The 26,182-nt window shown below is 33.6% G+C and carries 27 protein-coding genes; 10 read left to right on the top strand and 17 right to left on the bottom strand.

The genetic code is table 11. The annotated features are described in order from the left end of the window. Positions 1–39: 39 nt before the first annotated feature. Entirely contained in the window at positions 40–1,230 is a 1,191-nt protein-coding gene (locus tag FYJ71_RS04585; RefSeq protein ID WP_154537646.1) for a hypothetical protein, read from the bottom strand. 288 nt (positions 1,231–1,518) lie between these two features. Here FYJ71_RS04585 and FYJ71_RS04590 point away from each other — a divergent pair, with 288 nt between their 5' ends. The 3 genes from FYJ71_RS04590 (at position 1,519) to FYJ71_RS04600 (ending at position 3,353) form a co-directional block, all read left to right on the top strand. Further along, complete coding sequence (locus FYJ71_RS04590; protein WP_154537647.1) at positions 1,519–2,262, top strand: HAD family hydrolase; 744 nt, start codon at positions 1,519–1,521, stop codon at positions 2,260–2,262. Positions 2,263–2,393: 131 nt separating this feature from the next. Further along, a complete protein-coding gene (locus FYJ71_RS04595; RefSeq protein WP_154537648.1) occupies positions 2,394–2,804 on the top strand; it encodes a tetratricopeptide repeat protein in 411 nt (136 codons plus the stop codon). Between the two features lie 12 nt (positions 2,805–2,816). Next, complete coding sequence (locus FYJ71_RS04600; protein ID WP_154537649.1) at positions 2,817–3,353, top strand: hypothetical protein; 537 nt, start codon at positions 2,817–2,819, stop codon at positions 3,351–3,353. Positions 3,354–3,495: 142 nt separating this feature from the next. Here the strand turns inward: FYJ71_RS04600 and FYJ71_RS04605 are convergent, their stop codons facing one another. The 7 genes from FYJ71_RS04605 to FYJ71_RS04635 all read right to left on the bottom strand — a co-directional run bounded on the left by FYJ71_RS04605 (position 3,496) and on the right by FYJ71_RS04635 (position 10,361). Then, complete coding sequence (locus FYJ71_RS04605) at positions 3,496–3,969, bottom strand: hypothetical protein (RefSeq protein WP_154537650.1); 474 nt, start codon at positions 3,967–3,969, stop codon at positions 3,496–3,498. A gap of 50 nt (positions 3,970–4,019) precedes the next feature. Next, positions 4,020–4,460 carry a Fe-S cluster assembly sulfur transfer protein SufU gene (gene sufU, locus FYJ71_RS04610; protein WP_154537651.1) on the bottom strand — a complete coding sequence of 147 codons (441 nt, stop codon included), beginning with the start codon at positions 4,458–4,460 and terminating at the stop codon, positions 4,020–4,022. Then, on the bottom strand, positions 4,450–5,685 hold the full coding sequence (locus tag FYJ71_RS04615) for an aminotransferase class V-fold PLP-dependent enzyme (RefSeq protein ID WP_154537652.1): 1,236 nt from the start codon (positions 5,683–5,685) through the stop codon (positions 4,450–4,452). The genes sufU and FYJ71_RS04615 overlap by 11 nt, the downstream gene beginning before the upstream one ends. A 24-nt stretch (positions 5,686–5,709) precedes the next feature. After that, positions 5,710–6,540: a SufB/SufD family protein gene (locus FYJ71_RS04620; protein WP_154537653.1), complete on the bottom strand. Its 831-nt coding sequence runs from the start codon at positions 6,538–6,540 to the stop codon at positions 5,710–5,712. Positions 6,541–6,551: 11 nt separating this feature from the next. Next, on the bottom strand, positions 6,552–7,976 hold the full coding sequence (gene sufB, locus FYJ71_RS04625) for a Fe-S cluster assembly protein SufB (protein ID WP_154537654.1): 1,425 nt from the start codon (positions 7,974–7,976) through the stop codon (positions 6,552–6,554). Then, positions 7,966–8,733, bottom strand: a complete 768-nt coding sequence (gene sufC, locus FYJ71_RS04630) for a Fe-S cluster assembly ATPase SufC (RefSeq protein ID WP_277087947.1) — start codon at positions 8,731–8,733, stop codon at positions 7,966–7,968. The genes sufB and sufC overlap by 11 nt, the downstream gene beginning before the upstream one ends. A 323-nt stretch (positions 8,734–9,056) precedes the next feature. Continuing rightward, a complete protein-coding gene (locus FYJ71_RS04635) occupies positions 9,057–10,361 on the bottom strand; it encodes an LPXTG cell wall anchor domain-containing protein (protein ID WP_154537655.1) in 1,305 nt (434 codons plus the stop codon). A 232-nt stretch (positions 10,362–10,593) separates the two neighbouring features. Here FYJ71_RS04635 and FYJ71_RS04640 point away from each other — a divergent pair, with 232 nt between their 5' ends. After that, positions 10,594–11,271: a class A sortase gene (locus tag FYJ71_RS04640; RefSeq protein ID WP_154537656.1), complete on the top strand. Its 678-nt coding sequence runs from the start codon at positions 10,594–10,596 to the stop codon at positions 11,269–11,271. Between the two features lie 107 nt (positions 11,272–11,378). Here FYJ71_RS04640 and FYJ71_RS04645 read toward each other — a convergent pair whose 3' ends face one another. Further along, positions 11,379–12,218 carry a DUF5685 family protein gene (locus FYJ71_RS04645; RefSeq protein WP_154537657.1) on the bottom strand — a complete coding sequence of 280 codons (840 nt, stop codon included), beginning with the start codon at positions 12,216–12,218 and terminating at the stop codon, positions 11,379–11,381. Positions 12,219–12,390: 172 nt separating this feature from the next. Between FYJ71_RS04645 and FYJ71_RS04650 the strand changes: the two genes are divergently transcribed. Next, positions 12,391–12,816 carry a C-GCAxxG-C-C family protein gene (locus FYJ71_RS04650; protein WP_154537658.1) on the top strand — a complete coding sequence of 142 codons (426 nt, stop codon included), beginning with the start codon at positions 12,391–12,393 and terminating at the stop codon, positions 12,814–12,816. 175 nt (positions 12,817–12,991) lie between these two features. On the opposite strand, the gene arsS is transcribed toward FYJ71_RS04650, so the two are convergent. Continuing rightward, a complete protein-coding gene (arsS, locus tag FYJ71_RS04655; protein ID WP_154537659.1) occupies positions 12,992–13,972 on the bottom strand; it encodes an arsenosugar biosynthesis radical SAM (seleno)protein ArsS in 981 nt (326 codons plus the stop codon). A gap of 16 nt (positions 13,973–13,988) precedes the next feature. Further along, complete coding sequence (locus FYJ71_RS04660; RefSeq protein WP_154537660.1) at positions 13,989–14,330, bottom strand: arsenosugar biosynthesis-associated peroxidase-like protein; 342 nt, start codon at positions 14,328–14,330, stop codon at positions 13,989–13,991. 354 nt (positions 14,331–14,684) lie between these two features. Between FYJ71_RS04660 and FYJ71_RS04665 the strand changes: the two genes are divergently transcribed. From FYJ71_RS04665 to FYJ71_RS04675, 3 genes are all read left to right on the top strand, one after another. Further along, positions 14,685–15,623, top strand: a complete 939-nt coding sequence (locus tag FYJ71_RS04665) for an L-threonine 3-dehydrogenase (RefSeq protein WP_154537661.1) — start codon at positions 14,685–14,687, stop codon at positions 15,621–15,623. Positions 15,624–15,632: 9 nt separating this feature from the next. Next, the gene (aroF, locus tag FYJ71_RS04670) at positions 15,633–16,439 is read left to right on the top strand and encodes a 3-deoxy-7-phosphoheptulonate synthase (protein ID WP_154537662.1); all 807 of its coding nucleotides are present in this window, start codon (positions 15,633–15,635) and stop codon (positions 16,437–16,439) included. Between the two features lie 182 nt (positions 16,440–16,621). Next, a complete protein-coding gene (locus tag FYJ71_RS04675; RefSeq protein WP_235899072.1) occupies positions 16,622–17,173 on the top strand; it encodes a biotin transporter BioY in 552 nt (183 codons plus the stop codon). Positions 17,174–17,360: 187 nt separating this feature from the next. Here FYJ71_RS04675 and FYJ71_RS04680 read toward each other — a convergent pair whose 3' ends face one another. Next, entirely contained in the window at positions 17,361–17,801 is a 441-nt protein-coding gene (locus FYJ71_RS04680) for a hypothetical protein (protein WP_154537663.1), read from the bottom strand. Between the two features lie 360 nt (positions 17,802–18,161). Here FYJ71_RS04680 and FYJ71_RS04685 point away from each other — a divergent pair, with 360 nt between their 5' ends. Next, positions 18,162–18,590: a MarR family winged helix-turn-helix transcriptional regulator gene (locus FYJ71_RS04685; RefSeq protein WP_154537664.1), complete on the top strand. Its 429-nt coding sequence runs from the start codon at positions 18,162–18,164 to the stop codon at positions 18,588–18,590. A gap of 83 nt (positions 18,591–18,673) precedes the next feature. Continuing rightward, on the top strand, positions 18,674–20,053 hold the full coding sequence (locus FYJ71_RS04690) for an MATE family efflux transporter (RefSeq protein WP_154537665.1): 1,380 nt from the start codon (positions 18,674–18,676) through the stop codon (positions 20,051–20,053). Between the two features lie 171 nt (positions 20,054–20,224). Here FYJ71_RS04690 and FYJ71_RS04695 read toward each other — a convergent pair whose 3' ends face one another. From FYJ71_RS04695 to FYJ71_RS04715, 5 genes are all read right to left on the bottom strand, one after another. Then, complete coding sequence (locus FYJ71_RS04695; protein ID WP_154537851.1) at positions 20,225–21,451, bottom strand: MFS transporter; 1,227 nt, start codon at positions 21,449–21,451, stop codon at positions 20,225–20,227. A 10-nt stretch (positions 21,452–21,461) separates the two neighbouring features. Then, positions 21,462–22,754: an alkaline phosphatase family protein gene (locus FYJ71_RS04700; RefSeq protein ID WP_154537666.1), complete on the bottom strand. Its 1,293-nt coding sequence runs from the start codon at positions 22,752–22,754 to the stop codon at positions 21,462–21,464. 1 nt (position 22,755) lies between these two features. Beyond that, positions 22,756–23,514, bottom strand: coding sequence for an acyl-CoA dehydratase activase (locus FYJ71_RS04705; RefSeq protein WP_154537667.1), 759 nt, complete (start codon positions 23,512–23,514; stop codon positions 22,756–22,758). Between the two features lie 26 nt (positions 23,515–23,540). Continuing rightward, on the bottom strand, positions 23,541–23,984 hold the full coding sequence (locus FYJ71_RS04710; RefSeq protein ID WP_154537668.1) for a cytidine deaminase family protein: 444 nt from the start codon (positions 23,982–23,984) through the stop codon (positions 23,541–23,543). A 276-nt stretch (positions 23,985–24,260) separates the two neighbouring features. Beyond that, a complete protein-coding gene (locus FYJ71_RS04715; protein WP_154537669.1) occupies positions 24,261–26,150 on the bottom strand; it encodes a PTS fructose transporter subunit IIABC in 1,890 nt (629 codons plus the stop codon). Between the last annotated feature and the right edge of the window lie 32 nt (positions 26,151–26,182).

Below are 26,182 nucleotides of genomic sequence, written 5' to 3' on the forward strand. Positions count from 1 at the left end.
TTTTTCTTTATAATAAAAATTTATGACAAGTTTATAACGTTAAAAAATAAGGTCAATTTCTCCTGATTGTATAAAATCAAAAAGAACGTTTTGATCGAACTCATAAACTCCATCAAACTCAACAATGTTCTCCAAAATACTCTTCAATAAATTTTCCACAAAAATTTGGGTTTCATAATCATAAGTAGCCAAATATAATCGTTCGTCATCAACGTATATCAAAAACTGTATATCGTTGTTGATTACATATATTTCATTATCCACATGGCTATTATCACTCCAATATTGTGTGTACAAAACTCCATTTTCGTATTCCAATCTTTGAATACTTTTATATAGATTGGTTATCATGTTATCGATTTTATCAAATATATCTAAATCATCTACACTGAAGTTTTCATCAAGTATATTAAAAACACTTATAGCCTCCCGTTTTGAAATCAATTCAAATACATCTTCTTCACTAATCGGGTTGTTAAATGTAATGATAATTGACAAAAGATTATACATATCAACATTTTTTTCGATTACAATAATCAGCTTTGTTTCGTAATATCCGTCGATGTCCTCGTATACAGTACTACAAATATATCTATCATCACTCTTTCTATTGACGTGGTTATATAGAAAAGTTCCGTTAATTTCGGTTATATGCTGATTAGACAACAAATCACTACCCGAAAAACTAAGCAAAGCCTCTCTATCTCTCGCAATAAATCTCATGACCATATAATTGACAAATTCGTATTCAGAGTCAATTTTTTTACACAGCTTGTTGAACATAACACTCAGTGACTTGACTTTTGCAAAATCGAAACAACTTACATCATTACTATCACTACCATCATTATTGTCATCAATATTATTACTATTACTGCACTTCTTTAATTTTTCTATATAGAAATCATACATTTTCTCTGTAAGATTTTCAGGAATCTCCTTTTCATTTCTTATATTCTTATCATAAAAATGTGCGAAAAGCGACAAGGCTTCTACTTCTTCCAATTCAATATTTTCACCACCAAAGCAACTACTCTTATTGATATAAAAGTCAGATAACTCCCTGTCACTTGCATCCTTTTTTACGAAAAAATCATATATTCCCAGTCCCTCAGAATCTAATAAAAACACATGTGCTTCTATTCCTGATATATCCGATTCCCACTCAACTGCCATCATCATAGCTCCCATTAGCCTTGTATTTGTACAAAATGCTCTTTTAAAATTCATACTTACCTCCATCACATAACAACTATATCTATTATACTACACATCTCATCAATCAATTGAACATTATTAAAATATCTGCCATACAGCTGCTTATTTTTTAATACTTAGGTATCTATTTTTCAGTATAATTGAATAACTTATCCATCAAAATCAACCTCAATTTTCTAGCATAATTGAATATCTTATCCATCAAAATCAAGCTCGATTTTTTAGTATAATTGAATATTTTGTTCAACAAATTATCAGATAGTGATATAATAGTCTAAAGAATTGAAATTGGAGGTACTTATGAAAAAAAATATTGTTGCGTTTTTTGACATTGATGGTACTCTGTACAGGGATTCATTACTGATTGAACATTTTAAAAAATTGATAAAATATGAGTTGATTGACTCTAGGGAGTGGTCAGAACATCTTGAAAACACATATAAAAACTGGGAAAAGAGGCAAGGAAACTACGATGATTATCTCCATGAAATATCTGATCAATATGTAGAAGCAATAACTGGCCTAGAAAAGTCTTTTATGGATTTTGCCAGTGATCAAGTTATCAAGCTAAAGGCGGACAGAGTCTATAAATATACAAGATCTAGAATTAAATGGCATCAAAGCCAAGGCCATATAATAATATTTATTTCGGGATCACCAGATTTCTTGGTCGAGCGAATGGCTAAAAAATACAAGGTCAATGATTATATTGGAAGTACCTATGAATATATTGATGGAAAAATGACTGGTGGTGTCATTCCGATGTGGGATTCTGAGAGCAAAAATAAAGCAATTGATGACTTTATAAAGAAGTACAATATTAATATGGATGCTTCATACGCCTATGGGGACACAAATGGAGATTTTGATATGCTAAAAAGAGTTGGACATCCAATAGCTATAAATCCTTCTCGAGAACTTCTTTTTAAGCTTTCTGAGGATTCTTCCTTTAAAAAAAGAACAAAGATTATAGTTGAGAGAAAAGATGTCATATATCAGTTAAATACAGATGTCATCCATATTGAAGATGACTGTAACAAATAATTAATCTATTATCCAATTTGGCTAATATTATTGATTGACCAATTTAGCTAATATTATGGTAATTGTATTATACTAATACGTAAAATTTCGTTTATCGTCGTATAGATTCGAAAAATAATGGGAGGTAATTTATGAGTACATATGCAGACTATTCACAAGTAAGAAATTTATTCTCACAAGGAAATTTCAGAAATTGTTATGAGGCTCTTAACAATATTTTTGATAGAAACGCAGAGTGGTATTTTATGAGAGGAGTTTCAGCGATGAATCTTGGATACTATGAAGAAGGTGAGGATTTTATCAAAAGAGCAAAATTTATGGATCCTGAAAACCAAGAATATACTGAGGCATACAATAGGTATATTAATTATAGAAATGGCTACAATGACAGAGCAAACTATTACAATAACAATAGACAGAGAATGAATAATCCTGGATGCTGTTGCTGCTGTGGTGATAGCTGTTGCGATACACTTTGCACTTTATGGTGCTGTGATTCTTGTTGTGAATGTGCCGGCGGGGATTTAATCACTTGCTGCTAATCGGAGAAAAATATGAATGAAAAATTCGATAAAGATATAAAAACCAAATATCTTGCGACCAATGGTATACTGTTGGCATTAAACTTGATTACAATCGTTTTGATCAACTATATTCCAACAAATACCATCGCTTTAATGGCAGTTTCATCTCTATTTATGGCGGTTGCCATAATTGAATCAAATATTAAATTTGGAAGCATATTCTGTGTCGCAAGTATATTGTTTGCTTTTATTCTAATAAATAATAAGCTTCATTTTATAGTTTATGCGTTTACATTTGGAAATTATGCTATAATAAAATACTTGATTGAATCAAAGGTTAGGAAAATAAAATTTCAGTATATGATAAAATTCATCTACTCTATTTGTGCTTTTTCGGCACTTTACCTTGTGTCGACCGCTTTTTTTGACAAAACTATACTGAATAATAGTTTGACTATTTTTCTTCCTGTGATTTTGATTATTGCATATTTTCTTTACGACTATTTGTTTACAATGTTTATCGAAAAATATAATAGTCAATTTAAAAAAATGCTTCACAGAAAATAAACTTTTAACTGAGGCACAAAATTTAAATCGATTTATAAAATTGGCAAAAATTTTAATTCTTTAATTCAAAAGATAGTAAAAATGCTACAGCCTAAGTCAAAATAGACCTTATGCTGTAGCATAAAAATTTAAATACAAAAGATTAACCGCGTCTACCTTTTTCCAATGAATTAGCAATTCTTTCCAATGCACTGGCGATTCTACCAAGCTCCCTTGATATTGAAGAATCTTCATCATCATAAAAATCAATTTTTAAATTAGAAAAGTCATCCTCATTCCACAACTCATCATCAACATATGCTTCATCTTCATTTTCCGATGTGTTTTCTTCATCTTCTAATAGGTCAATGCCTTCATCCATCAGATTTAATTTTTCAATGTGTCTGGCTGTATTTTTTTGTAGCTTACTATCTTCTGATTCATCTCGTGATGAATTCACTCCAGCAGCCTTTAATTCTTCAAGCTTTGGAATCATTCCAGATTCATCCAACTCATAGCCGAAATCATCTTCATCATCATTGATCGATTTTTTAGTTATCGCACCATCGCCAAATAGATCTGCAGTTGCGTTTTCTCCTTCTTCAAATTCAAGGAGTTTTTTCTTTTTATAGTCCATAAAAAACCTCCAATTTTACGAGTCAATTCCATCATTCACGAGTAATAAATTTATTTTTCGAAATTTTTATCGATGATATTGGAAAGAGTATGCCATGCCAAAACTGCACATTTTACTCTGGCTGGCATATTTGACACATTCTCCAAAACAACTGCATCACCCAATGCCTCTATTAAATCATCGTCAACTTCTACTTCTTTCTTTATCATACCAATGAATTTTTCTGTCAACGCTTTCGCCTCGTATATGTCTTTTCCCTTTATTAGGTCAATCATCATAGATGTTGATGCTCTAGAAATAGCACAGCCTTCTCCCGTGAAGCTTGCATCCTTTATCGTTTTTCCATCCATTTCAATCTGAAGAGTTATTTCGTCACCACAGCTTGGATTATGACCTAACTCCGAAAATGTTGGAGAGCTTAATTCCCTCATATTTGCTTTATTATTGCTCTCTTGAAGCAGCATATCTGTGTACAAACTCTTAAGATCCATAACCCATCACCTTTCTAACTTCTTTTAGTTTGTCAATAAAAAAGTCAATTTCTTCAAATGTATTGTAGATTGCAAAGCTCACTCTACAAGTAGAATTTTGTTTCAAGTATCCGTGTAATGGCATAGCACAATGATGACCTGTTCTTATAGCTATATCATATGTATCAAGAACTGTTGAAACATCGTGTGAATGAACACCCTTTATATTAAATGACACCAATGGAGATCTATTGTAGCTTGGTGTTGAATATATTTCTACAAATTCTAGTTCGCTCATTTTTTTATAAGCGTAATCAGTTAAAGCTAATTCATGCTCGTGAATGTTTTCAACTCCAACTCTTTCCATAAAATCTATAGCAGCTGCTAGTGCAATCGCACCACCAACATTTTGCGTTCCAGCTTCAAATTTTGCTGCTGGCTTTGCAAAAGTAGTGTTTTGTTCATAAACATATTCAATCATATCTCCACCGTACATATATGGTACCATTTTATCCAAAAGTTCATATTTACCATACATCACACCTATTCCCATCGGTGCATACATCTTGTGTCCAGAAAAAGAAATGAAGTCAACATCCCAATCCTGTACATCCACTCTAACGTGAGGCGAAAGCTGAGCAGCATCTATTGAAACAACTGCACCCACCTCATGAGCAAGCCTTGTAATTTCTTTTACATCAATTACGGCTCCAACAGTATTTGATGCACCGGCCAGAGAAACAAGCTTTGTTTTTTCACTTAGTGAACTCTTAAATGCTTCCATATCAAGCTCGTGATTATCGTCAAGGTACACATACTTCAGTATAGCTCCTGTTTTTTGTGCAACGTACTGCCATGTAACTAGGTTACTATGGTGTTCATAAATGGAGATTAATATTTCATCACCTTCGTTTAAATATTCCAAAGCATATGAATATGCAATCAAGTTTAGTGCCTCAGTAGTGTTTCTGACAAACACTATTTCCTCAGGCTGTTTTGCATTAATAAAACTTTTTACCGTTTCTCTTGCAGACTCATATTTTTCTGTAGCCAACATCCCAAGATAATGAGCACCTCTATGTGGATTTGCATTTTCGTAACTATAATAGTTTGACAATGCATCAATCACGCATTTCGGTTTCTGAGAAGTAGCCCCATTATCAAAATATACTATTTTCCTTCCCATCTTATCTTCATCAAGATATGGGAATTCTTTTCTTATTTCTAATATTTGTTCCTTGTTCATACTAACCTCCCAAGACTATACAGTCTATATTCTTTTCTCGATGTTTCCCCAAATTTCCTGAACCAAATCCTTGTCCGGTAATTTGTCTATTGTCGGGAATAACTGAGTTTCAACCAACATTTTCTTTGCTTGCTCTTGACTCAAGCCTCTACTCATTATGTAGAAAAGCTTATCTTGATCTATCTTACCAGCACTTGCAGCATGAAGCCCTTCAACATCATCTTCAACACATAGTAATACTGGAACGGCAATTGATCTTACATCTTCATCAAGCAATGTAGCAAATTCTTCTTCGCTTCCTTTTGATCCCTTAGATCCTCTCTTAAAATCAATCGTTCCCTTAAAAGTTTTTCTTGCCTTATCTTTAAGTGCACCATTTACCAGTATATTTGAAACTGTTTCTTCTCCAATATGATTAACATGGTAGAAAATATCTAGATTATCTTCTCCGCCTGCAAAGTACACTGAATCTATATTTGTAGTGGCTCCTCTTCCCTTTAGATTAGCAGTGTAATTTGTAACAGTTCTCTTTGCACCAGACTCTATCTGAATAAAATTAACTGTTGCACCTTCATCCACATCAGCTTCAATATCTGTAAGAGCAGCACTTTCATCAGTGCATCTAGAAACATAATATAAATCAACCTTTGAGTTCTTTTCTGCTGTAATCTTTATTTTAATATGTCTGGAATCATTTCCGTCCTCTATTTTACTGAAATCAAAAAGTGTTGAAATCTCATCATTTTCTTTTGCAGTTATCTCTGTTACTTGTTCTAAAACCTCAGGCAATTCGATTAGGGCATCATTTACCTTAAGCCATCTCCAAGTAAGAAGTGGTAATGTATTTGCTATCATATTTCTTCCTCCTAACCTATTGTACCTTCTAATTCAAGGTTTATTAAATTGTTCATTTCAACCGCATATTCTAACGGTAGCTCTTTTGCTATAGGCTCTGCAAATCCTCTAACAACCATTGATTTTGCTTCTGCCTCACTTATTCCTCTCGACATCAAGTAGAAGATGACCTCATCGTCTATTCTACCAATTTTTGCCTCATGACCTAGATCTACATCTTGATTTGCAATATCGATTACTGGTATTGTATCAGATCTTGACTCTTGATCTAACATCAGAGATTCACAGCTAACTGTAGATTTTGACCCCTTTGCATTCTTTGTAACCTTTACCAATCCTCTGTAAATTGCAACTCCACCGTCTTTTGATATTGATTTAGAGTTTACTGTAGAAGATGTGTTTGGTGCCGCGTGCACGACCTTCGTTCCAGTATCTAAATACTGACCTCTACCTGCAAAAGTGATTCCAGTAAATTCTGATTTCGCATTTTCTCCCTTAAGAACACTCATAGGGTATAGACATGATACCTTAGAACCAAATGATCCCGATACCCATTCTATCTTTCCGTCTTTTTCAACTATACATCTCTTTGTATTCAAGTTGTACATATTTCTTGACCAGTTTTCTATTGTAGAGTATCTAAGCGTAGCCCCCTCTCTGACAAATAATTCAACTGCGCCGGCATGTACATTAACCACATTATATTTTGGTGCTGAACATCCTTCTATGAAATGGCAATAAGCACCCTCGTCGATAACTATCAACGTGTGTTCAAATTGACCTGCACCTGGAGCGTTTAATCTAAAATAAGATTGAAGTGGAACATCCACTCTAACTCCCTTTGGAACATATACAAACGATCCACCAGACCAAACAGCATAGTGAAGAGCAGCATATTTATGATCCGAATTTGTAATACACTTCATAAAATATTCTTGAACTATTTCAGGATACTCCTTAACAGCAGTATCAAAATCAGTGTATATTACTCCTTGATCCAAAAGATCTTGCTGAATATTATGGTAAACAACCTCTGAATCATATTGTGCTCCAACTCCGGATAGATTTTTTTCTCTCTCAGCTTCTGGAATACCTAGCAAATCAAAGGTATTTTTTATATCTTCAGGAACCTGATTCCAATCCTCTACCAAGTCTGCATCTGGACGAATATAAGTAGTAATGTCGTCAATATTTACTTCATCCAAATTTGGTGCCCAGTTTGGATTATCCAATTCATAAAACTTCCTGACAGACTGAAGTCTGATATCCAGCATCCAATCAGGTTCGTTTTTTTCCTTGCTTATCTGTCTAACGATATCCTCAGTCAAACCTTTTTCTGTCTTTGATTTATATTTAAATTCATTTTTTATATCATAAATCCCACGATCGTATTCCTCGACCTGAGTTCTTTTTCTTGTATCCTTATTAGTTTCCATTAGATGAATTCACCTCATCTCTAATCCAGCCGTAACCTTCTTCTTCAATTTTGTGTATCAGTGATGCATCTCCCTCTTTTACGATTTTTCCATCAATTATAACATGAACGTAATCAGGAACAACATTTGATATTATTTCCTTATGATGAGTAATTATCATCAGAGCCTTGTCTTCATCCTTCTTAAAGTTTTTTATTCCCTCTGATACTATTCTAACAGCATCTACATCTAATCCAGAGTCAGTTTCATCAAGCATAGCTAGCTTTGGATTAAGTATTTGCATTTGCAAAATTTCAGTCTTCTTCTTCTCTCCACCAGAAAAACCATAGTTCATATATCTAGATGCATACTCAGGCTTCATTTCCAGCTCTTTCATTCTCTTTGATAAATCCAGATTAAATCTCAGCACAGAAACTGGTTTGTCATCTACTGCAGATTTGGAAGTTCTGATAAAGTTTTCAACACTTATACCCGGTACTTCTATAGGGGATTGGAAAGACATGAATATACCTCTTTTCGCTCTTTCATCAGCTGCAAATTCTGTGACATCTTCCCCTTCAAAGAAAATCTTTCCAGAAGTTATTTCATACTTAGGATTACTCATTATTGTATTTACCAATGTAGATTTTCCAGAACCATTTGGTCCCATGATAACGTGTGTCTCACCTTTATTAACCTTTAGATTTACATTTTTTAATATATCTTTTTCACCTACTCTTACGCATAGGTCTTTAATTTCTAATAATATCTCGCTCACTTTTCCACATTCCTTTCGCTATTTTTTATATAATAAAATTGGTACAAGTCTATATTACTATGATTACCCAAAAAAATCAATTAATCTCGACTAATTTAGTAGGAATTATAAAAAAAATTTTTGATTCTCAGTTTTTTTGCATAAAAGCAGAATCCATATTAATCGTAAACTCATATTTTAATATGATTTTAAAAAATATTGGCTGTATAATGCTTTTCAAAAAAAGTAGCTCACAGCATTCATCAAAATAGTTATCAGAATGTGTGAGCCATTATCAGAGTTTCTCAATTAAGCAAACTCATATTATTTTTTATCACAACTTTTTATTTTTTTCTCTTTAGTATGTATAATCCACCAGAAACCATTGCAATACCAGAAGCACTATAAGCCAATGTGCTTTCTACACCAGTCTTAGCCAAAGTACTACCTGATTTTGATACATTACTTCCAGTTGAAGAAGTTGTTCCATTAGAAGTTTTTGAACTTGAACTTCCCACAGTAATTGTAAACACTTGATTATTTACTTTTCCTGCCTCAACCTTAAATGCATGTTTCTTTGCATTTGAATAGTTATACAGCTTATAGTAGTAATTACCAGCTTCTAAAGCTACAACACCATTCTTTCCAAGTAGCTCTGCACCCTTAGAAACCTTGTCATATTCAAATATACCTTGAGAATTTGTTTTACCCACAAACAACAGCTTTTCATTAGAACCATCTGCATCTGTCGAATAAATTGCAATTTCCTGATTTTCAAGTGGAGTCTTTTTCTCATTGCGAACTAGAATTTTAACTCCAGTCTTAACTTCACTTAAGTTATTTCCCTGTGATTGATCGTTTCCTGATGAACTTGTGCTCTTTGAGTAGTTAACAGACAAAGAAACTATTTTTGAAGCAGCAACTTCAACAGCATACTCATTCTTTACTGGCTTTAATGCCGATGTTGAATTTTTGGGAACAATCTTATAGTTTCCACTAGGAAGTATTAGAGTTCCATTTGAAGTATCAATTACCGTATTTGAATCCTCACTAGTTCTATTTATAACATCTAAAAGCAATCCATCGCTATCTGTTGTCAATGAAGCCAATCTCACATATGCTCCATTAACCTGCTTGAACAAATCAAGTGTAGCTCCTTCAACAGGATTACCAGATGCGTCAACAGCATTTACTACCAATTGAGCCTTATCACTGCTCAGCTTTGAATATGCTCTTTCAATATTTGGTGCAACTCCATTCACTACAGAGAATTTAACAGGCTTCACATTTTTAACAAATCCATCTACAACTGATTCGTCAACATAATAATATGAACCATCCTTTAAATTCAAATCACCCTTATCATCAATAATGTTGCTCACATCAAAAGAATTAAAGGCAACCACAGATTCTTTATTTAGCTTACCCTGCTCGTTCGTCTTAACAGTAAATATCTTTTTTGATACATTATTTGTCGTTGAGTAGAAAGCAAGTGTGACACCGGATAAAGGCTTATTATCAGTTGAATTTACAACTGAAGTTATTATACTTTCAGCATAAATATTATTTAACGTCCCCGCTGAAACAGCCATTGGAATAGCAAGTGTCATAGCCGCTAATAGATTTAATATTTTCTTATTAGTTTTCATATTGTCCTCCTAAATACTTACCCTATTCTATATTTTAAAAATAATTCAAGTACACAAATCGATATATATTAATAATACCATAGTATAGTGAAAAGATAAATAGTATTTGACCTTAATTTTATCATTATTTGCATAATTTTAATAAAAAACCGTTGATTTGTGTTATAATTGTCTATACTAGTGGAAATGATTTAGAACTCGAGGAGGTGAATAGGCATTTTTGCCTATATTTATGAAAAAATTTATTGCAATTGTCATTATTCTAGCTGGTGTCGTATTTTTTTCGATGCCAAAAATTTCGGAGCTGCTGTTAGAAAAAAATTCAGAGGAAGTAAAAATTGAGCATCTTTCCGACAGTGAACTTGAAAAAAACGCTAAAAGTGGGAATAAATCATATGACCAATCAAAAATAGATCCAATAGACGTAAATGGTGTTATATTGAATAGACAGAATGCTGATATGTCGAAGATTGTAGGTCAATTGGTAATTCCTTCAATCAACAAAAACATCGCTATTTTTGATGGATTGGAAAACAACAATCTGATGTATGGTGCATGTACTATGAAGCCTAGCCAAAAGATGGGATTAGGAAATTATTCAATAGCTGGTCACTACATGAAAAATGATAAACTTCTATTTGGTGGACTAATGAATGTGAAAATGGGTGATTCAATTAGAATCACTAACAAGAAAAATATATACGAATATGAGGTTTTCAAAACTCTAAAAGTCACTGATGATAGAGTAGATCTAATATCAGACTCAAAAATAACAGAATCTGACGGAAAAGCCATAGTATCATTGATGACTTGCTACTACGATGAAGCTGGATACAGGTATTTTGTTATTGGTAAATTCAAAAAATTGTACCCTTATAGCCAATCGAAAATGCTAGAAGGCTTAAATTAAAATGTTAGAAGACATGAATTAAATAGAATAACTCGCACACCACTACAAGCATAAGAGTGTATGTTGCGAGTTTTTTATTTAACCGAATATTAATCATTTTGGAATTTCTACATATTTTTCTTCTCCTCAACTCCAATTAAAATTCCCTTGTATCTTAAATATACACCTGAATATAGGATGTTTTCTATTATCGTTCTATTTAGATTTAGATCCAAGGACAAAATATTCATCTCTAATCTAGAAAGTATCATGGAAATAAGTTTGTCTACCCTCATTTTTAACGCTTCTCTATCATCCTTATATGAAATAAAAGGATTATAAGATTTATTTTTAATATCGTCATCCAGATCTGCAAACGCATCCAATATATAGATGTATTTTCCAATATTAAATCCCACATTCTTCAACCTCTGAGTATATTCATCGTCCTTGTAGGAAAAAACTTCTGCCATCAAGTTCCCGAATGTATTTGAAATTTCGTCTATATTTGTATTTTCCGCCTTTTCCAAATCGCTCAGTCTATCTAAATTTTCCTTTATCAACCTCGCCTTTTCAGGGTATTTTTTTAAAGCTGTATCATAGCTTTTTCTATACGCTATCTCCGCTAATTTATTTTTTATTCCACCATCATCAACTACGTTGTCTTGCAGTTTATAATACGAAAGTAGAATATTCATGCTAGCGGCGTACTCCGTTATCTCGTTGCTTATATGTTTTTTTTCTTTTAAGGGATTGACAATACAGTGCTCATGATAAACTTCCGAAGCTGGTTCATATACAGAGCTCAATAACACAATTAAAAAGGTAATATCATAGTTCAATGTTAATCTCGAAATTTCAGTATGATTTCTCTTTAAATATTTACACAAACCGCAATAATAAGCCTTATACGTTTCAAATTCTCTAAAAGTTAAATCCATCTTGTTTATTCTTACATATCCAAACATTTTTACCTCTTTTACATTTTAGTTTATATTGGACAACACAACTGTTTTTTTATATAATATCATTAATATTGACTCAATAGATTGGGTTGTATAAATATAATACTTGAATAAGCTTAAAATATCATTAAGAATTGATGATATCAGATAATATAATGATGGAGGAACAATAAATATGAACAAAGAACAAGTGATTGAAATGTTCAAGGAAGGTTTGGATTGTGGCCAAGTCATAACTTTGGCAATAGCAGAAGAGCTTGGACTTGATAAGGAATTGGCTCTAAAAAGTGCCGCTCCTTTTGGCGGTGGAATATTTGAGGCGGATATATGTGGATCTTATGTTGGAGGTCTGATCGCACTTGGGTTTAAATATGGTCATTCAAATCCTGGAGATATGGAAACAAAAGGTCAAATGATTTCAAAAATTTTTCAGTACAAAGAAAAGTTCAACCAACTACACCAGTCACATACCTGTGCTGGAATATTAGGCTACAATCTCACTATTCCTGAAGAATCAAAAATCATAGAAGAGAAAAATTTGATGTTCACTGTCTGTCCACAATTGGTGTTGGATGTAATCGACATAGTAAAAAATTTGTAACTTTATGATTCAAAAAATATTCTTATAAATTTTATTAATAAAAAAAGGGGTTGACCCAAAAGAGAGCACAAATAAAAATACACGCTACACATTCATTTCCATGCATGGAGAATGTGGGCGTGTATTTTATTTAGGGCTCTTATGAGTCAGCCCTTTTATTTTACTAATCATAATGTTACTCAGATGTTGCTCCTCCACAGCTTGATCCTGCTCCCGCAGTACAACCATAGCAATGCTTACCTGTAACTATCTTTCTAGTTTTTAATTCTCCATTTTCCAAATCAAATATACTAATGCTACCCTCTATCTTCATATCAACAGCCTGATTGAAATCACAGTCATACAAGCTTCCGTCCCATGCTACAGAAATTTGATTTCTACACATCATATTCTCCACTGTATTTTGATTAAATGAGCCAAACAAAACCGCCATATATTCATCTAGCAAATCATTCTCATGCAAAAAATCACCAAATCTTCCAATTGGATTATTTGTGATAGTATACAAATTATTAAAAACTACTCCAAATTGTGAATACAGTTTTTCCTTATATAACGACTGCATTGAATCCTGAGATGGTGGCAAAAACGCACCATTAGGATTATACACAATATCTAGTGAAAGTTCTGGATCAATTCCATATCCAACTCCATTCAATAGCTTTATCACTTCTATAGATTTGTCAAACACACCATCTCCCCTTTGATTATCGGTGTTCCTCTTTGTGTAGAAAGGTATTGAACAGACAATGTTTACCTTATTTTCTTTATACACATCAATCAAATGCTTGTATTTATCTGACAACAATATAACTAAATTAGTCCTAACAATAACTCTATCAGCTAGCTTTGAACTTTCCTTTAAAAACCATTCAAAGTTGGGGTTCATTTCTGGGGCTCCACCCGTTATATCTATCGTATCAAATCCGTGCTTTTTAAAAACTTTTAAACAAGACTCAAGAACCTCCTTGCTCATAATTTCTTTTCTCATTGGACCAGCACTGACATGACAGTGCTTACACTTCAAATTACAAAGTCTTCCAACATTTATTTGAAGTACGGAAAGTCTTGGTAGTGTCTTTAAATGAGATTTATCGTCTACCATATCATCAAAATTTGGAATATCTATCATTTTATCTAATTCATCAATCTTCATAACACCGTCTCCATATCTACTTTATAGTCAGCTTATCGGAAATATTTTTACTCTGGACTCCAAAAGCCAGCGTTGCACCGGCTTTTATTGCCGCTGCCACATGAATCGCTTCCATTATTTGATCCTGATCGCAACCGAAATTTAAAGCTGTATGAGTATACGAATCAATGCAGTATGGACACTGTACTGTATGTGCCACAGCCAAAGCAATCAATGCTTTTTCTCTGGCTGTTAATGCCCCTTCAGCAAAGACTTCACCATAATATTCGATGAATTTATTCCATAACGAACTTGCATCTTCTCCAATTATGCCTGAACCAAATTTGTTCAAATCCTCTTTTTCAAAATAATTATTCATAATTACCTCCTCTTTTTAATCTCTTAAATATATATTATGGTTAATAGATGAATATGTCAATTAATGAAACAAAATTTAAAATTCAATAGATAATTTGTATAGTTTATGTCAGTAATATTGATATTTTATATATAATTATGATTAAACACATTTAGTTTGTTAAATCATTCGTTCTACAGTTCACCTCATAATCTTTTGAATAGATATACATTATTATTTACGGAACAAGTGTAATAGTATATACTTTTATTATGGGTAAAATAAATAATTCTATATAGTCTGTTTTCGGCAGTTTATATAGATTTCAATAAAAAATTTATTTGCTTTTTTAATTGACATTGAAAGGATATCAACATGAAACGAATATTAGTTACAGGAGCTACCGGTCAAATTGGAACAGATTTATGCGATGAGTTGAGAAAAATATATGGCGAAGAAAATGTAATCTCTTCAGCCAGAAACGCCAAGTCTGGTATTACGGATAATTGCATTTTTCATAAACTAGATTGCAGAGACTCCAAAGGCTTTTACGAATTGGCTAAAAAATACAAGGTCGACACCATTATTCATCTAGCAGCAGTGTTATCGGCTGTGGGTGAACAAAATCCGAATCTACTTTGGGATATTAATGTAAATGGGTTATATAATGCATTAGAAATTTCAAGAGAATTGAACTGCTCATTGTTCGTTCCTAGTTCAATAGGTGCATTTGGTCCAAGCACTCAAAAAGACAACACACCTCAGATTACTATTCAAAGACCTACTACGGCATATGGTATAAGCAAGGTGAGTGGTGAGTTGCTGTGTGACTACTATCATTCCAAATATGGTGTTGACACTAGAGGCGTAAGATTTCCTGGATTAATTTCATACAAGACTTTGCCAGGTGGGGGTACAACTGACTATGCTGTCCATATCTACTATGAGGCTTTAAAATCTGGTCACTATTCTTCTTTCATCGCAGAAGGAACATATATGGACATGATGTATATGCCTGATGCTGTCGACTGTATTATTAAATTGATGGAAACTGACTCCAGCAGACTTATTGACAGAAATGCTTTCAACGTCTCTGCAATGAGTTTCGAACCAGAGGATATAAGAAAGAGTATCCAAAGAATTATCCCTGAGTTCACAATGGATTATAATGTTGATCCGATAAGACAGGCTATTGCAGACAGTTGGCCAAACAAACTTGATGTTAGTGCTGCAAGGGAGCAATGGGGATTCGACCCAAAATTTGATTTAGACAAAATGACTGATGATATGCTTCGTCATTTAAAAAACAGGTAGGAGGAAAGTATGTTTGAAAACCTACAAAAATCCAGTAGGAAAAATCATTTAAAAGATACGATAATAAAAGTAAATAATACAACTATAGGTGGAGAGTATTTGACTATTATTGCCGGACCATGCTCGGTCGAATCTGAGGAACAAATAGTCGATATTGCAAAATCCGTTAAAAAAAGTGGTGCCACAATACTTCGAGGAGGTGCCTATAAGCCTAGAACTTCACCATATGATTTTCAAGGGTTAAATGAGGATGGTTTAAAGCTTCTTAGTATTGCAAAAAAGAAAACAAACTTGCCTATTATCTCTGAAATAGTGAGCGTTGATCATTTGGAATTTTTCGATGACATAGATATTCTACAGGTTGGTGCAAGGAATATGCAAAACTTTGAGCTACTGAGAGAACTTGGAAAAGTAAAAAAAACAATCTTGTTAAAAAGAGGCTTTGCCAACACTATTGAAGAATTTTTATCAAGCGTTGAATATTTAATGAGTAGTGGTAATGACGATATTATCCTTTGTGAACGAGGTATAAGAACCTTTGAACATGCCACAAGAAATACACTTGATCTTTCTGCTGTTGCCATGTTAAAAGAAATATCACATCTTCCAGTAATCGTCGATCCAAGCCATGCAACTGGGATTGCAAGTCTTGTTAAGCCGATGTCCTTGGCTGGTGTCGCTTCTGGTGCCGATGGTATAATGGTTGAGGTTCACAATGATCCTCAAAACGCACTGTCTGATGGAAAGCAATCTATCACTCCGTACGAATTTGACGATATTGTGAGAACATCATTAAAGATAAGAGCTTGCCTATAATATTGGTTAGCATTTTAATAATTCTTAATATAATTCAATGAATTTGGAGTTAATACGATTATATAAACGATTATTTGAAAAATATTAAATCCCTATTGTAAACCTTATATTATTATGGTTTACAATAGGGATTTTTTATGGTATACTCTTAAAGTAAAATTAATTAATTTAGGGGGTATAAATTGAATACTAATTCTCAGAAAACTAGAAATATGATACTTTGTGCTTTTTTTACAGCACTTATTGCCATAGGGGCATTTATTAGGATACCACTTCCAATCACTGTATTTACAATGCAGTTTATATTTGTTCTTCTATCTGGACTAATTCTTGGACCAAAATTCGGAGCACTTTCCTGTATTCTGTACTTAGTAATAGGTCTGATTGGGTTTCCTATATTCTCTGAAGGCGGTGGACCAGCGTACCTACTTAAGCCAACATTTGGATATTTGATAGCATTTGCAATAACGTCATTTATAGTTGGCCTTATGAGAAAAAAAGTCGGAACAGATTCAATTCCAAAGCTATTTGTAATATGCTTGATAGGAATGTTTATCACTTACCTATTGGGTACACTTTATACTTATTTTATATTAAACTTTGTAGCAAAAACACCGACACCATACTGGGCATGCGTTGCAAGTTTATTTCCAGTCGTTGCTGTAAAGGATGTTGTGAGTTGCTTTGTAAGTGCTGCTACAGCAAAAAAGCTTTCAAAAAAAATGATCTTATAAACCTTTCTTTTATATAAGCTAAAAAAACGTAAAAGCAAAAATGCTTTTACGTTTTTTTTAAGATAATGTACACTCTGATACCACGCAAATTATATAACAAAACAATATTTATCAAGAAATATTTATCAAACAATATACACAGCAATCATAAAAGCTTCATCATAATATGACAACTCATATTATCTTGCTATATCAAATGGTCTGGATGTGGATCTTCCTTTACCTCTTCCTCATAATGCTTATTATCCAATAAATATTTTCTAATCACGAAAAGTCCAGCTATTGCTATCACACCAATAAAAACCTCTGAGATGCCACTTCCCTTTGGAACCAGCAGCATCTTTCTAGCAATACCGTATAAAAGTACTTCTAGTAGTGCAGTTTGTTTTCTAAGAGTCAGCATAACCGCTATTTCAACACCGATTACCAACAACAATATCTGAGCAAAAATACCGTTAATCTGCTCATAATCTATCGGTTGATTAAAATTCACGATACAAGTTGTATATATTATTCTCAATGTGTCGAAAATACCTAAAGTAACTGCAATCAAAATTACCAGAGATAACAAAGCCTCCAAAGTATATGCCGTCTTTAAAATAAACTTTCTCTTTTTCTTATTGTCCATAAAATCCTCTTACCTTTCCCCTATATCAAGTTAATAGACTATTCCATAAAATCATATCCTATCTTTTTATCAATTTATTCTTGACTATCGAATTATAAAATTTTTATCATTTTATTATCGACTATTGAATTATCAAATCACACCTATCGATAATTTTACTGTTCTATTATACCATTCTTTCCTAAAAATTAGAACAATATTTATTTATTAAAATTAGTTGACTAATCAACCAAAATATTATATACTTAAAAATAGTTGATTAATCAACTATTAATTCAAAAGTACATCAACAGTATAATTGATGTAAAATAATATGTTATGCAGCAATAAAATTATCAAATATTATTCGGAGGAAAAACTATGATAAACAGTCTGGGAAGACTTATTTCTATCCTATATAGAAAAGGCAATATTTACAAAAATATGATTTTAGAGGACTTTAATATCACTGCATCTGAGCAACCATTTCTATCTTCGCTTTTCAATGAAGATGGTGTATCTCAGGAATATTTATCGTCAAAGCTTTTACTTGACAAAGCATCTACCACAAGATCGCTTCAGTCACTTATCGACAAGGGATATATCAAAAAAAAGAGAGACGATAATGATAAAAGAATAAATAGAATATTCTTGACTGAAAAATCCAAATCAATCGAAAAGGAAATCAAAGCTCGTTTGGAAAATTGGAACGATATTTTGACATCAGATTTAAATGAAAGTGAAAAGGAAATGGCATACCTGATATTAAACAAAATGGTGAACAACCTAAACAGCTGTAAAAAAAGGTAAAAACAATTTATCAGTAAAAGCAGCTCACAAAAAACTATTATTAATACAAAATACTATTATAAGTTAAATATAAGAGGTGAAAAATGGAAAGTACTATACAAAATGAAAATCCAATTGGCACTGAGAAGGTTTCAAAGTTATTGTTTCAGTTTTCAGTTCCAGCAATTATTGGTATGACAATCAATGCATTGTACAACATCGTCGATAGAATATTTATCGGTAATAGCCCAGATTTAGGTGCAATTGGTCTTGCCGCCATCACAATCTGCTTTCCCATAATGATAATAATTATGGCTGTTGGGATATTATTCGGAGTTGGTGGGGCAACCGTGTTCTCTATTAATCTTGGCAAGGGTGATATTGAAAGAGCAAACAAAGCAATATCTAATGCTACAACACTTTTGATAGTCTTTGGACTATTGATCACTATAATCGGTGAAATATTTTTGAAGGATTTGCTAATCGCCTTTGGAGCGAGTGAAGCAATGCTTCCATACTCGGAAGAATATTTAAGAATAATACTTTTGGGAGCGTTATTTCAGGTCTTGGCAATGGGTATGAATAATTTCTTGAGAGCAAATGGAAAACCAAAGTTGTCCATGATGACAATGCTAATAGGTGCAATCATTAATACAATTTTAGATCCAATTTTTATTTATGTATTCAGAATGGGAATGACTGGTGCAGCACTTGCAACCATTTTTTCTATGTTTGTCTCAATGCTTTGGGGATTATATCATTTCTTAAAGAAAAGTGAACCACATAGAATAAGGCTCAAAAACATGAAGCTAGAAGCTGACCTTGCTCTTGAAGTTATTTCTCTGGGTATACCAGGATTTTTACTTCAGTTATCAGGTGGGTTATTATCTGCAATATTGAACTCTTCGTTGCTTAAATACGGTGGAGACATTGCAGTTTCAGCCATGGGAATTGTAAACAGCATTCAAAATTTATTAATTCTTCCAGTTGTGGGGCTTAATCAGGGTCTACAGCCGATAGTGAGCTTTAACTATGGAGCAAAAAAACATACCAGAGTCAAGGAAGCTGTTTTATTGGGAATAAAAATTGCTTCCATAATTTCGATCGCAGGCTTTCTAGTAGGTCAGATTTTTCCTAAATTCATGGTGTCGCTCTTCAACCAAGATCCTGAGCTACTAAAATTCGGTGAATATGCAATGAGAACTTGGTTTAAGATGACTTTTTTAGCCGGATTCCAAATTGTCGCCGCAAATTTCTTCCAAGCGATAGGAAAACCTACAAAAGCAATGCTATTGACTCTTACAAGACAGATTCTTGTACTGATACCATGCATCATCGTTTTCTCAAGGCTTTGGGGTTTAAGCGGAATACTGTATGCAGCACCATTCGCAGATTTGACATCTACAACTATTACAGCCATATTCTTCATAAGCTTTATAAGAAAATATAGCTTGGCATCTAGTGAAAAAATATTAGAAAACTAGGTTGGAATAAAATTTTAATGCGTTTTTAGTAGCCTCCCACTACTTTTAAAAATATACTAAAAAGTGCTCGTACATTCGGTAGTTATCTCTACCAAACGTACGAGCACTTTTGTTTTTTTCACTTTTTTATTTTACATTCTATACTATTTTCAACTGCTCTCATTTTCAAACTTACTTATTCTTTAGTAGCATAATAAACCCAACAAGGAATAATATCAACAAGCTCAAAACACCATTCTTAACATTTCCAGTAATTTGAGTAATTACTCCAACCAAGGCAGGTCCCATGATTGCTGCAAATTTACCGAAAATATTGTAAAATCCAAAATATTCATTTGAATTTTCCTTTGGTATGATTTTTGCAAAATAAGATCTACTAAGCGCCTGTATACCACCTTGTGAACTTGCAACCAACATCGATAACAACCAGAACTCTCTCGCAGATTTCATAAAATAAGCAATAACACAAATCGCCATGTATATAAATATCGCTACAAAAAGCATATTCTTTCCATTGTACCTTTGAGCGAGTTTACCATAAATCAAAGCAAATGGGAATGCTACAAATTGAGTTACCAAAAGGATAATTAAAAGTGTTGTCGAATCTATACCTAAAGTAGTACCAAAGCTTGCAGCCATTCTTATTATCGTATCTACTCCATCTATATAGAAAAAATAAGCAATTAGAAAAACCACTACTTTTTTATCCTTGATTATCTTGACGAAGCTTTCTTTAAATTCTACAAAAATCCCTTTAATATCAAATTCTGATCTTGGCTTTCCATGCATCTGTTCTACATTTTTCATCATTGGCAATGTGAACAAAAACCACCATAGTCCTGTGATGACAAATGATATTTTTGTAGCTGTAACAGAGCTTATACCTATCATTCCATTTTGAACTGCCATAATTATACCAATACAGACTATAAATGGAATCGTACTACCTATATATCCGTACGCATAACCATATGTCGAAACTGTATCCATTCTATCCACTGTCGTAATATCGGTCAAAAATGAATCGTAAAATACATTGCTCAGTGAATAGCCTATCATGGAAATCACATAGGTCAACAACAATGGAATCCAATATCCATATGGAATGAAGGCCATAACCCATGTGAAAATAACTCCAGCGAATGTGAAAATTCCGAAAAATTTCTTCTTGACGCCCATGTAGTCAGCAACTCCCCCCATCAAAGGAGAAAGTACCGCCACTATCAAGGAAGCTATCGAATTCGTGTAGCCCCAGTATGATGTCGCCAATTCCTTAGTCAACCCCGCATCATTTACCATATTTGTAAAATATATCGGCAAAATAGTTGACACCACCGTCATCGTAAATGCTGAATTGGCCCAATCATATAAAGCCCAACTCAGTTCTTTTTTATTCATTTTTAACACATCATACCTCCAAAAATTCTGTCATTACTCTTCCTTGAACGTTATCCATTTCAAATCCGAGTATACTAGCAAACGTGGGACCTTCATCTACCAAATTCATCTGATCCACAAACACGCCCTTTTTTATATCTTTACCTGAAACAAAAAATACTGTCTCATAATCTTTTTTCGTGTATGGATTATATCCATGATTGTTTTTATATATTTTCTTTTCAAAGCCCTTTGCGATCTCTGTTGGTACCACAACTTCGTCTCTAACAGGATTCAAGAAGAAATAGCCCTCTGAAGCTTCTATCATAAATCTACAGCTATCATCTGCACCCATTTCTCTTGCTTGTTCTCGAGTATAAACAGCCTCTATTATTTTATCCTGTACCAACGGTTTGATAATATCAAGCAGAACATTGTCATCAATTTCATCATCTGCATAAATATAACCTGCTCCATCAGCAGATTTACAATACGCCCTTTTATTAATTATCAATCCCTTGTCATCATACTCAAGTAATCCAGCATCGCCAAATAGCTTGTTCACATACACATTACTATGAAGATCTCTACTACTGTGGTCGCCAAGTATAACGATCACCGAATCATCGTATATGCCAATGCTTTTCAATCTATCCACTATATCTCCAAGCCTCTTATCCAGTCTTACCAAGGCTTCTCTTGCCTCTTTTGAATCAAATCCGTACTCATGCCTTTGAGAATCTAAATCTATATAATGAACCATATTTATATCTGCTTTATAATTCTCCAGTGAGTACAAAAAAGATTCATGTGAAAAATTGTCCAATTCTGGCTCACTTACTCCATTTCTGAGATATCCAAATCTTTTATTAAGATTATATTGAAACATCGGACTACCATTCATCAGTGAAACCATTATTTGATTTTGCCATTTTCTATTTGCAAAAATTTCTGGCATATTATATTTTATATATTTTGACCCAGCTGAAACCGGCCAAAACAAAGATAAAATTGAATATCCATTTTCATTCGCTAGCTTTTGAAATGTATCCACCTTAATATCTCTTTCATGCCAAAACCAATCTGGACTTTCTCTATCCATTTGATTCTTTGTGTTATTCACAATACCATGAACATATGGATAGACTCCTGTAGTGATAGATGTGTGAGCACAATAAGTAATACTTGGATAGACGCTCAAAACACTCATACAACCAGAAGCTTCTTTCATATATTCAGAAAATGCTGGCAAAGTTTTCATAAACTCAATATCCACTTTTGATAACCCATCAAAAGACAGAATATGTAAGTATTTTTTCTTCATATTATTCCTCCATCTCACTTGAGAAAACAGCCGCTCCTATTGCACCGGCAAACCTCGCCTGAGGACAGCTTTCAACTGTAGATTCCAAAGCCTCAGACAATTTTTTTATGAAATATTTATTGTCGCAAAATCCTCCAGTCAATACATAATTTTCCGCTGGTATTTGACTTGCCAGTTGAACGACCTTTGTTACTACCGAGTTTATTACACCATTTGCAATATCCTCTCTAGAAGTCCCTTGTCCAATTAGGCTAATCACTTCAGATTCAGCAAAAACTGTACACATCGAGCTAATTGAAATATCATTTCCATTGGATGCTAGTTCTTCCAATTCTTCCAGTGTCAGTCCTAATCTATTTGACATTATCTCCATAAATTTACCTGTTCCTGCAGAACATTTATCATTCATGATAAATTTCATCACTCTTCCTCTTTTTAGAGAAATGACCTTTGTGTCCTGCCCACCTATATCTATCACAGTCGCATTTTTTTTAAAAATAAAATCAGCACCCTTACCATGACAGGTTATTTCTGTCATCACTTGGTCTGCAAAAGGAACAGAAATTCTCCCATATCCAGTGGCAGTTATTTTTGATTTTTCGATATCCACACCATCCTCAAGCAGAATATTTTTTATTAATTCCGCAGTTTCTCTTGAATTGTACCCAGATGGAATCATGAAATTTTTTTCAATTTTCCCATCCTTCATTATGCACACTTTGGCACAACTTGAACCAATATCTATACCTATATTATGCATTTACTCCTCCAAAATTTTCCAATAAACTAAATATCGTATCTTTCCAACCCCCACCAATTAGGTATTAGGTCTTCAAGAGTAATAATTTCTCTGCTTTCGTAATCGATTAAAATTTCCATTTTCGAATTCAAATTAGAAAGTTGCATAAAAAACTCCCTGCAAGCTCCACAAGGTATTGATGTACTCCCTTTTTCTGGAGGTCTATCCCTAAATACAATTAACCTTTTTACGATTTTTTGTCCACTATCAGAGTACATTTTTATAGCTGCAGTTCTTTCTGCACATAAATCAGCCACTCCACAATCGCTTTCTATTGAAAATCCAGTATATATCGCTCCATCCTCAGCCTCTAATGCACAAACTACCTTTTTTACATTAATAAATGGGGATATTTGTTCTGGAGAGTAAATTTCTTTCGCTCTTTTATACAGCTCTTCCCAAATATCTGCTTTACCACTATAATCTTCCATTTACACCACCTCCATTCGAAGATTGGCCTCACACATTATTATAATATAATTAGGTTCGACTATCAATATGTTATAAAACTCAAGAAACAATATTGTATTAATAGAAATACAAAAAATACAGTATTAAATTGTATGTGAATATATAAAACATTAAAATTTATAACCAATAAAAAAGTATCCTAGCATTCACATTACAAGAGTGAGATGCAGGATACTCTAATCGTGTTAACTTTATAGTCGACACCAAATTTTTATACAATTATTACAATAAGCTAATTATTGAGCTTTTGGTCTTCTCCAAATACCATAAATCATACCTGATATAACTGTTCCTATTGCAATTGACAACAAGAAGAATATTACATGGTTAGGTTGCATTACAAACGATACAAGAACACCACCATGTGGAGCTGGAGCATTGACGTTCCATAGCTGTGTAAGACCTCCAGCTATGGCAGCACCAACAACTGAGCTACCAATTACCCTTACAGGGTCTGCCGCAGCAAAAGGAATTGCACCCTCTGTAATAAATGTCAATCCAAGTATCCAGTTTGTTAGTCCTGACTGTTTTTCTTTTTCATCGAATTTATTTTTGAAAACTGTCGTTGCAAGTGCGATTGCCAAAGGTGGAACCATACCACCAGCCATAACTGCAGCCATCAAATTACCCATATTTGTGCTAGTAAACACACCTATTGAGAACGTGTAAGCAGCTTTGTTTACAGGTCCACCCATATCCACAGCCATCATTCCACCAAGAACAGCTCCCAGCAATATTGCATTACCAGTTCCCAAATGAGTTAATGAGTTGTTCATAGCTGTATTTATTACTGAAAATACAGGAATCACTGCCACAAACATTATTAATCCAGTTATCAATAGGCCAAATACAGGATAAATTATCATCGGCTTTATTCCTTCAAGAGACTTTGGTAGTCCAGAGGTTAATTTCTTTAATCCAAGTATCACATAACCTGCTATAAAACCAGCAGCCAATCCACCTAAGAAACCAGCACCTTGCTGTGCAGCCATCAAACCACCGACCATTCCAGGCATCAAACCTGGTCTATCTGCAATACTCATTGCAATATATCCGGCTAATATCGGTATAAGATATGTGAATGCACCATTGCCACCTATATCCATCAAGAACTTATAAATTTGACTCTCAGCACCAAATGAGCTTTCTGCCATAAACGATATTGCAATCAATATACCACCACCGACAACGAATGGAAGCATATGTGAAACACCATTCATCACATCCTTGTATATCTTGCTTCCAATTGAAGTTTTTTCATTTTGTTTGGCTGACGAAGTGCTTTCTTCAGTAGTTTCGTATACTGCACCCTCACCATTCAGAGTTTTTGTTATCAGCTCTTCTGGATTTCTAATCGCCTCACTTACGGGAGTTTTTATCAGCTTCTTGCCTTTAAACCTTGCCATTTCAACATTTTTATCCGCAGAAACAATAACACCAACAGCCTTTTTTATTTCTTCATCTGTCAGTACGTTTTTTGCTCCGTCACTTCCGTTAGTTTCCACTCTTATGTTCACACCCATTTTTTCAGCCTTTGCCAATAGAGCATCTTCCGCCATATATGTATGAGCTATTCCAGTTGGGCAAGCAGTAACAGCAACTATTAGAGGCTTTTCGTTGTCCATTGATGCTTTCGATTTTTCCTCTTTTTTCTTCTTTTCTTCATTCAGCTGTGCTTCACCAGATTCTATCAATTCAAGCACCTTCTCTGGTGTATCTGCTTCTTTTAGCAATTCAATAAAGTTCGGCTGCAACAGAAGTCTTGACAGACTAGCCAAAGTCTCAATATGAGTGTTATTTGCTCCCTCCTCTGCAGCTATCATAAAGAATAGATATGCTGGCTGACCGTCCAATGAATCATAATCGACTCCCGCTTTACTCTTTGCAAAAAGAACACAAGGAGTATTCACTGCCTTCGTCTTTGCGTGAGGCATTGCTATTCCGTCACCAAGACCAGTAGAAGAAAGCTCTTCTCTATTCAATATTTCTTTCCTAAATTCTTCATCATTATTAATAATTCCATTAACCTTTAGCTTTTCAATCATTTCATCGATAACTTCATTCTTAGAGCTTGAGCTAAGATCCATTATCATTATTTCTTTTTTCAATAAATCTGAAATTTTCATATTTTCTCCTTATAAAAATCAACTATTCAATA

This window comes from Peptostreptococcus porci (genome assembly GCF_009695815.1).
Classification (GTDB): Bacteria; Bacillota; Clostridia; order Peptostreptococcales; family Peptostreptococcaceae; genus Peptostreptococcus; species Peptostreptococcus porci.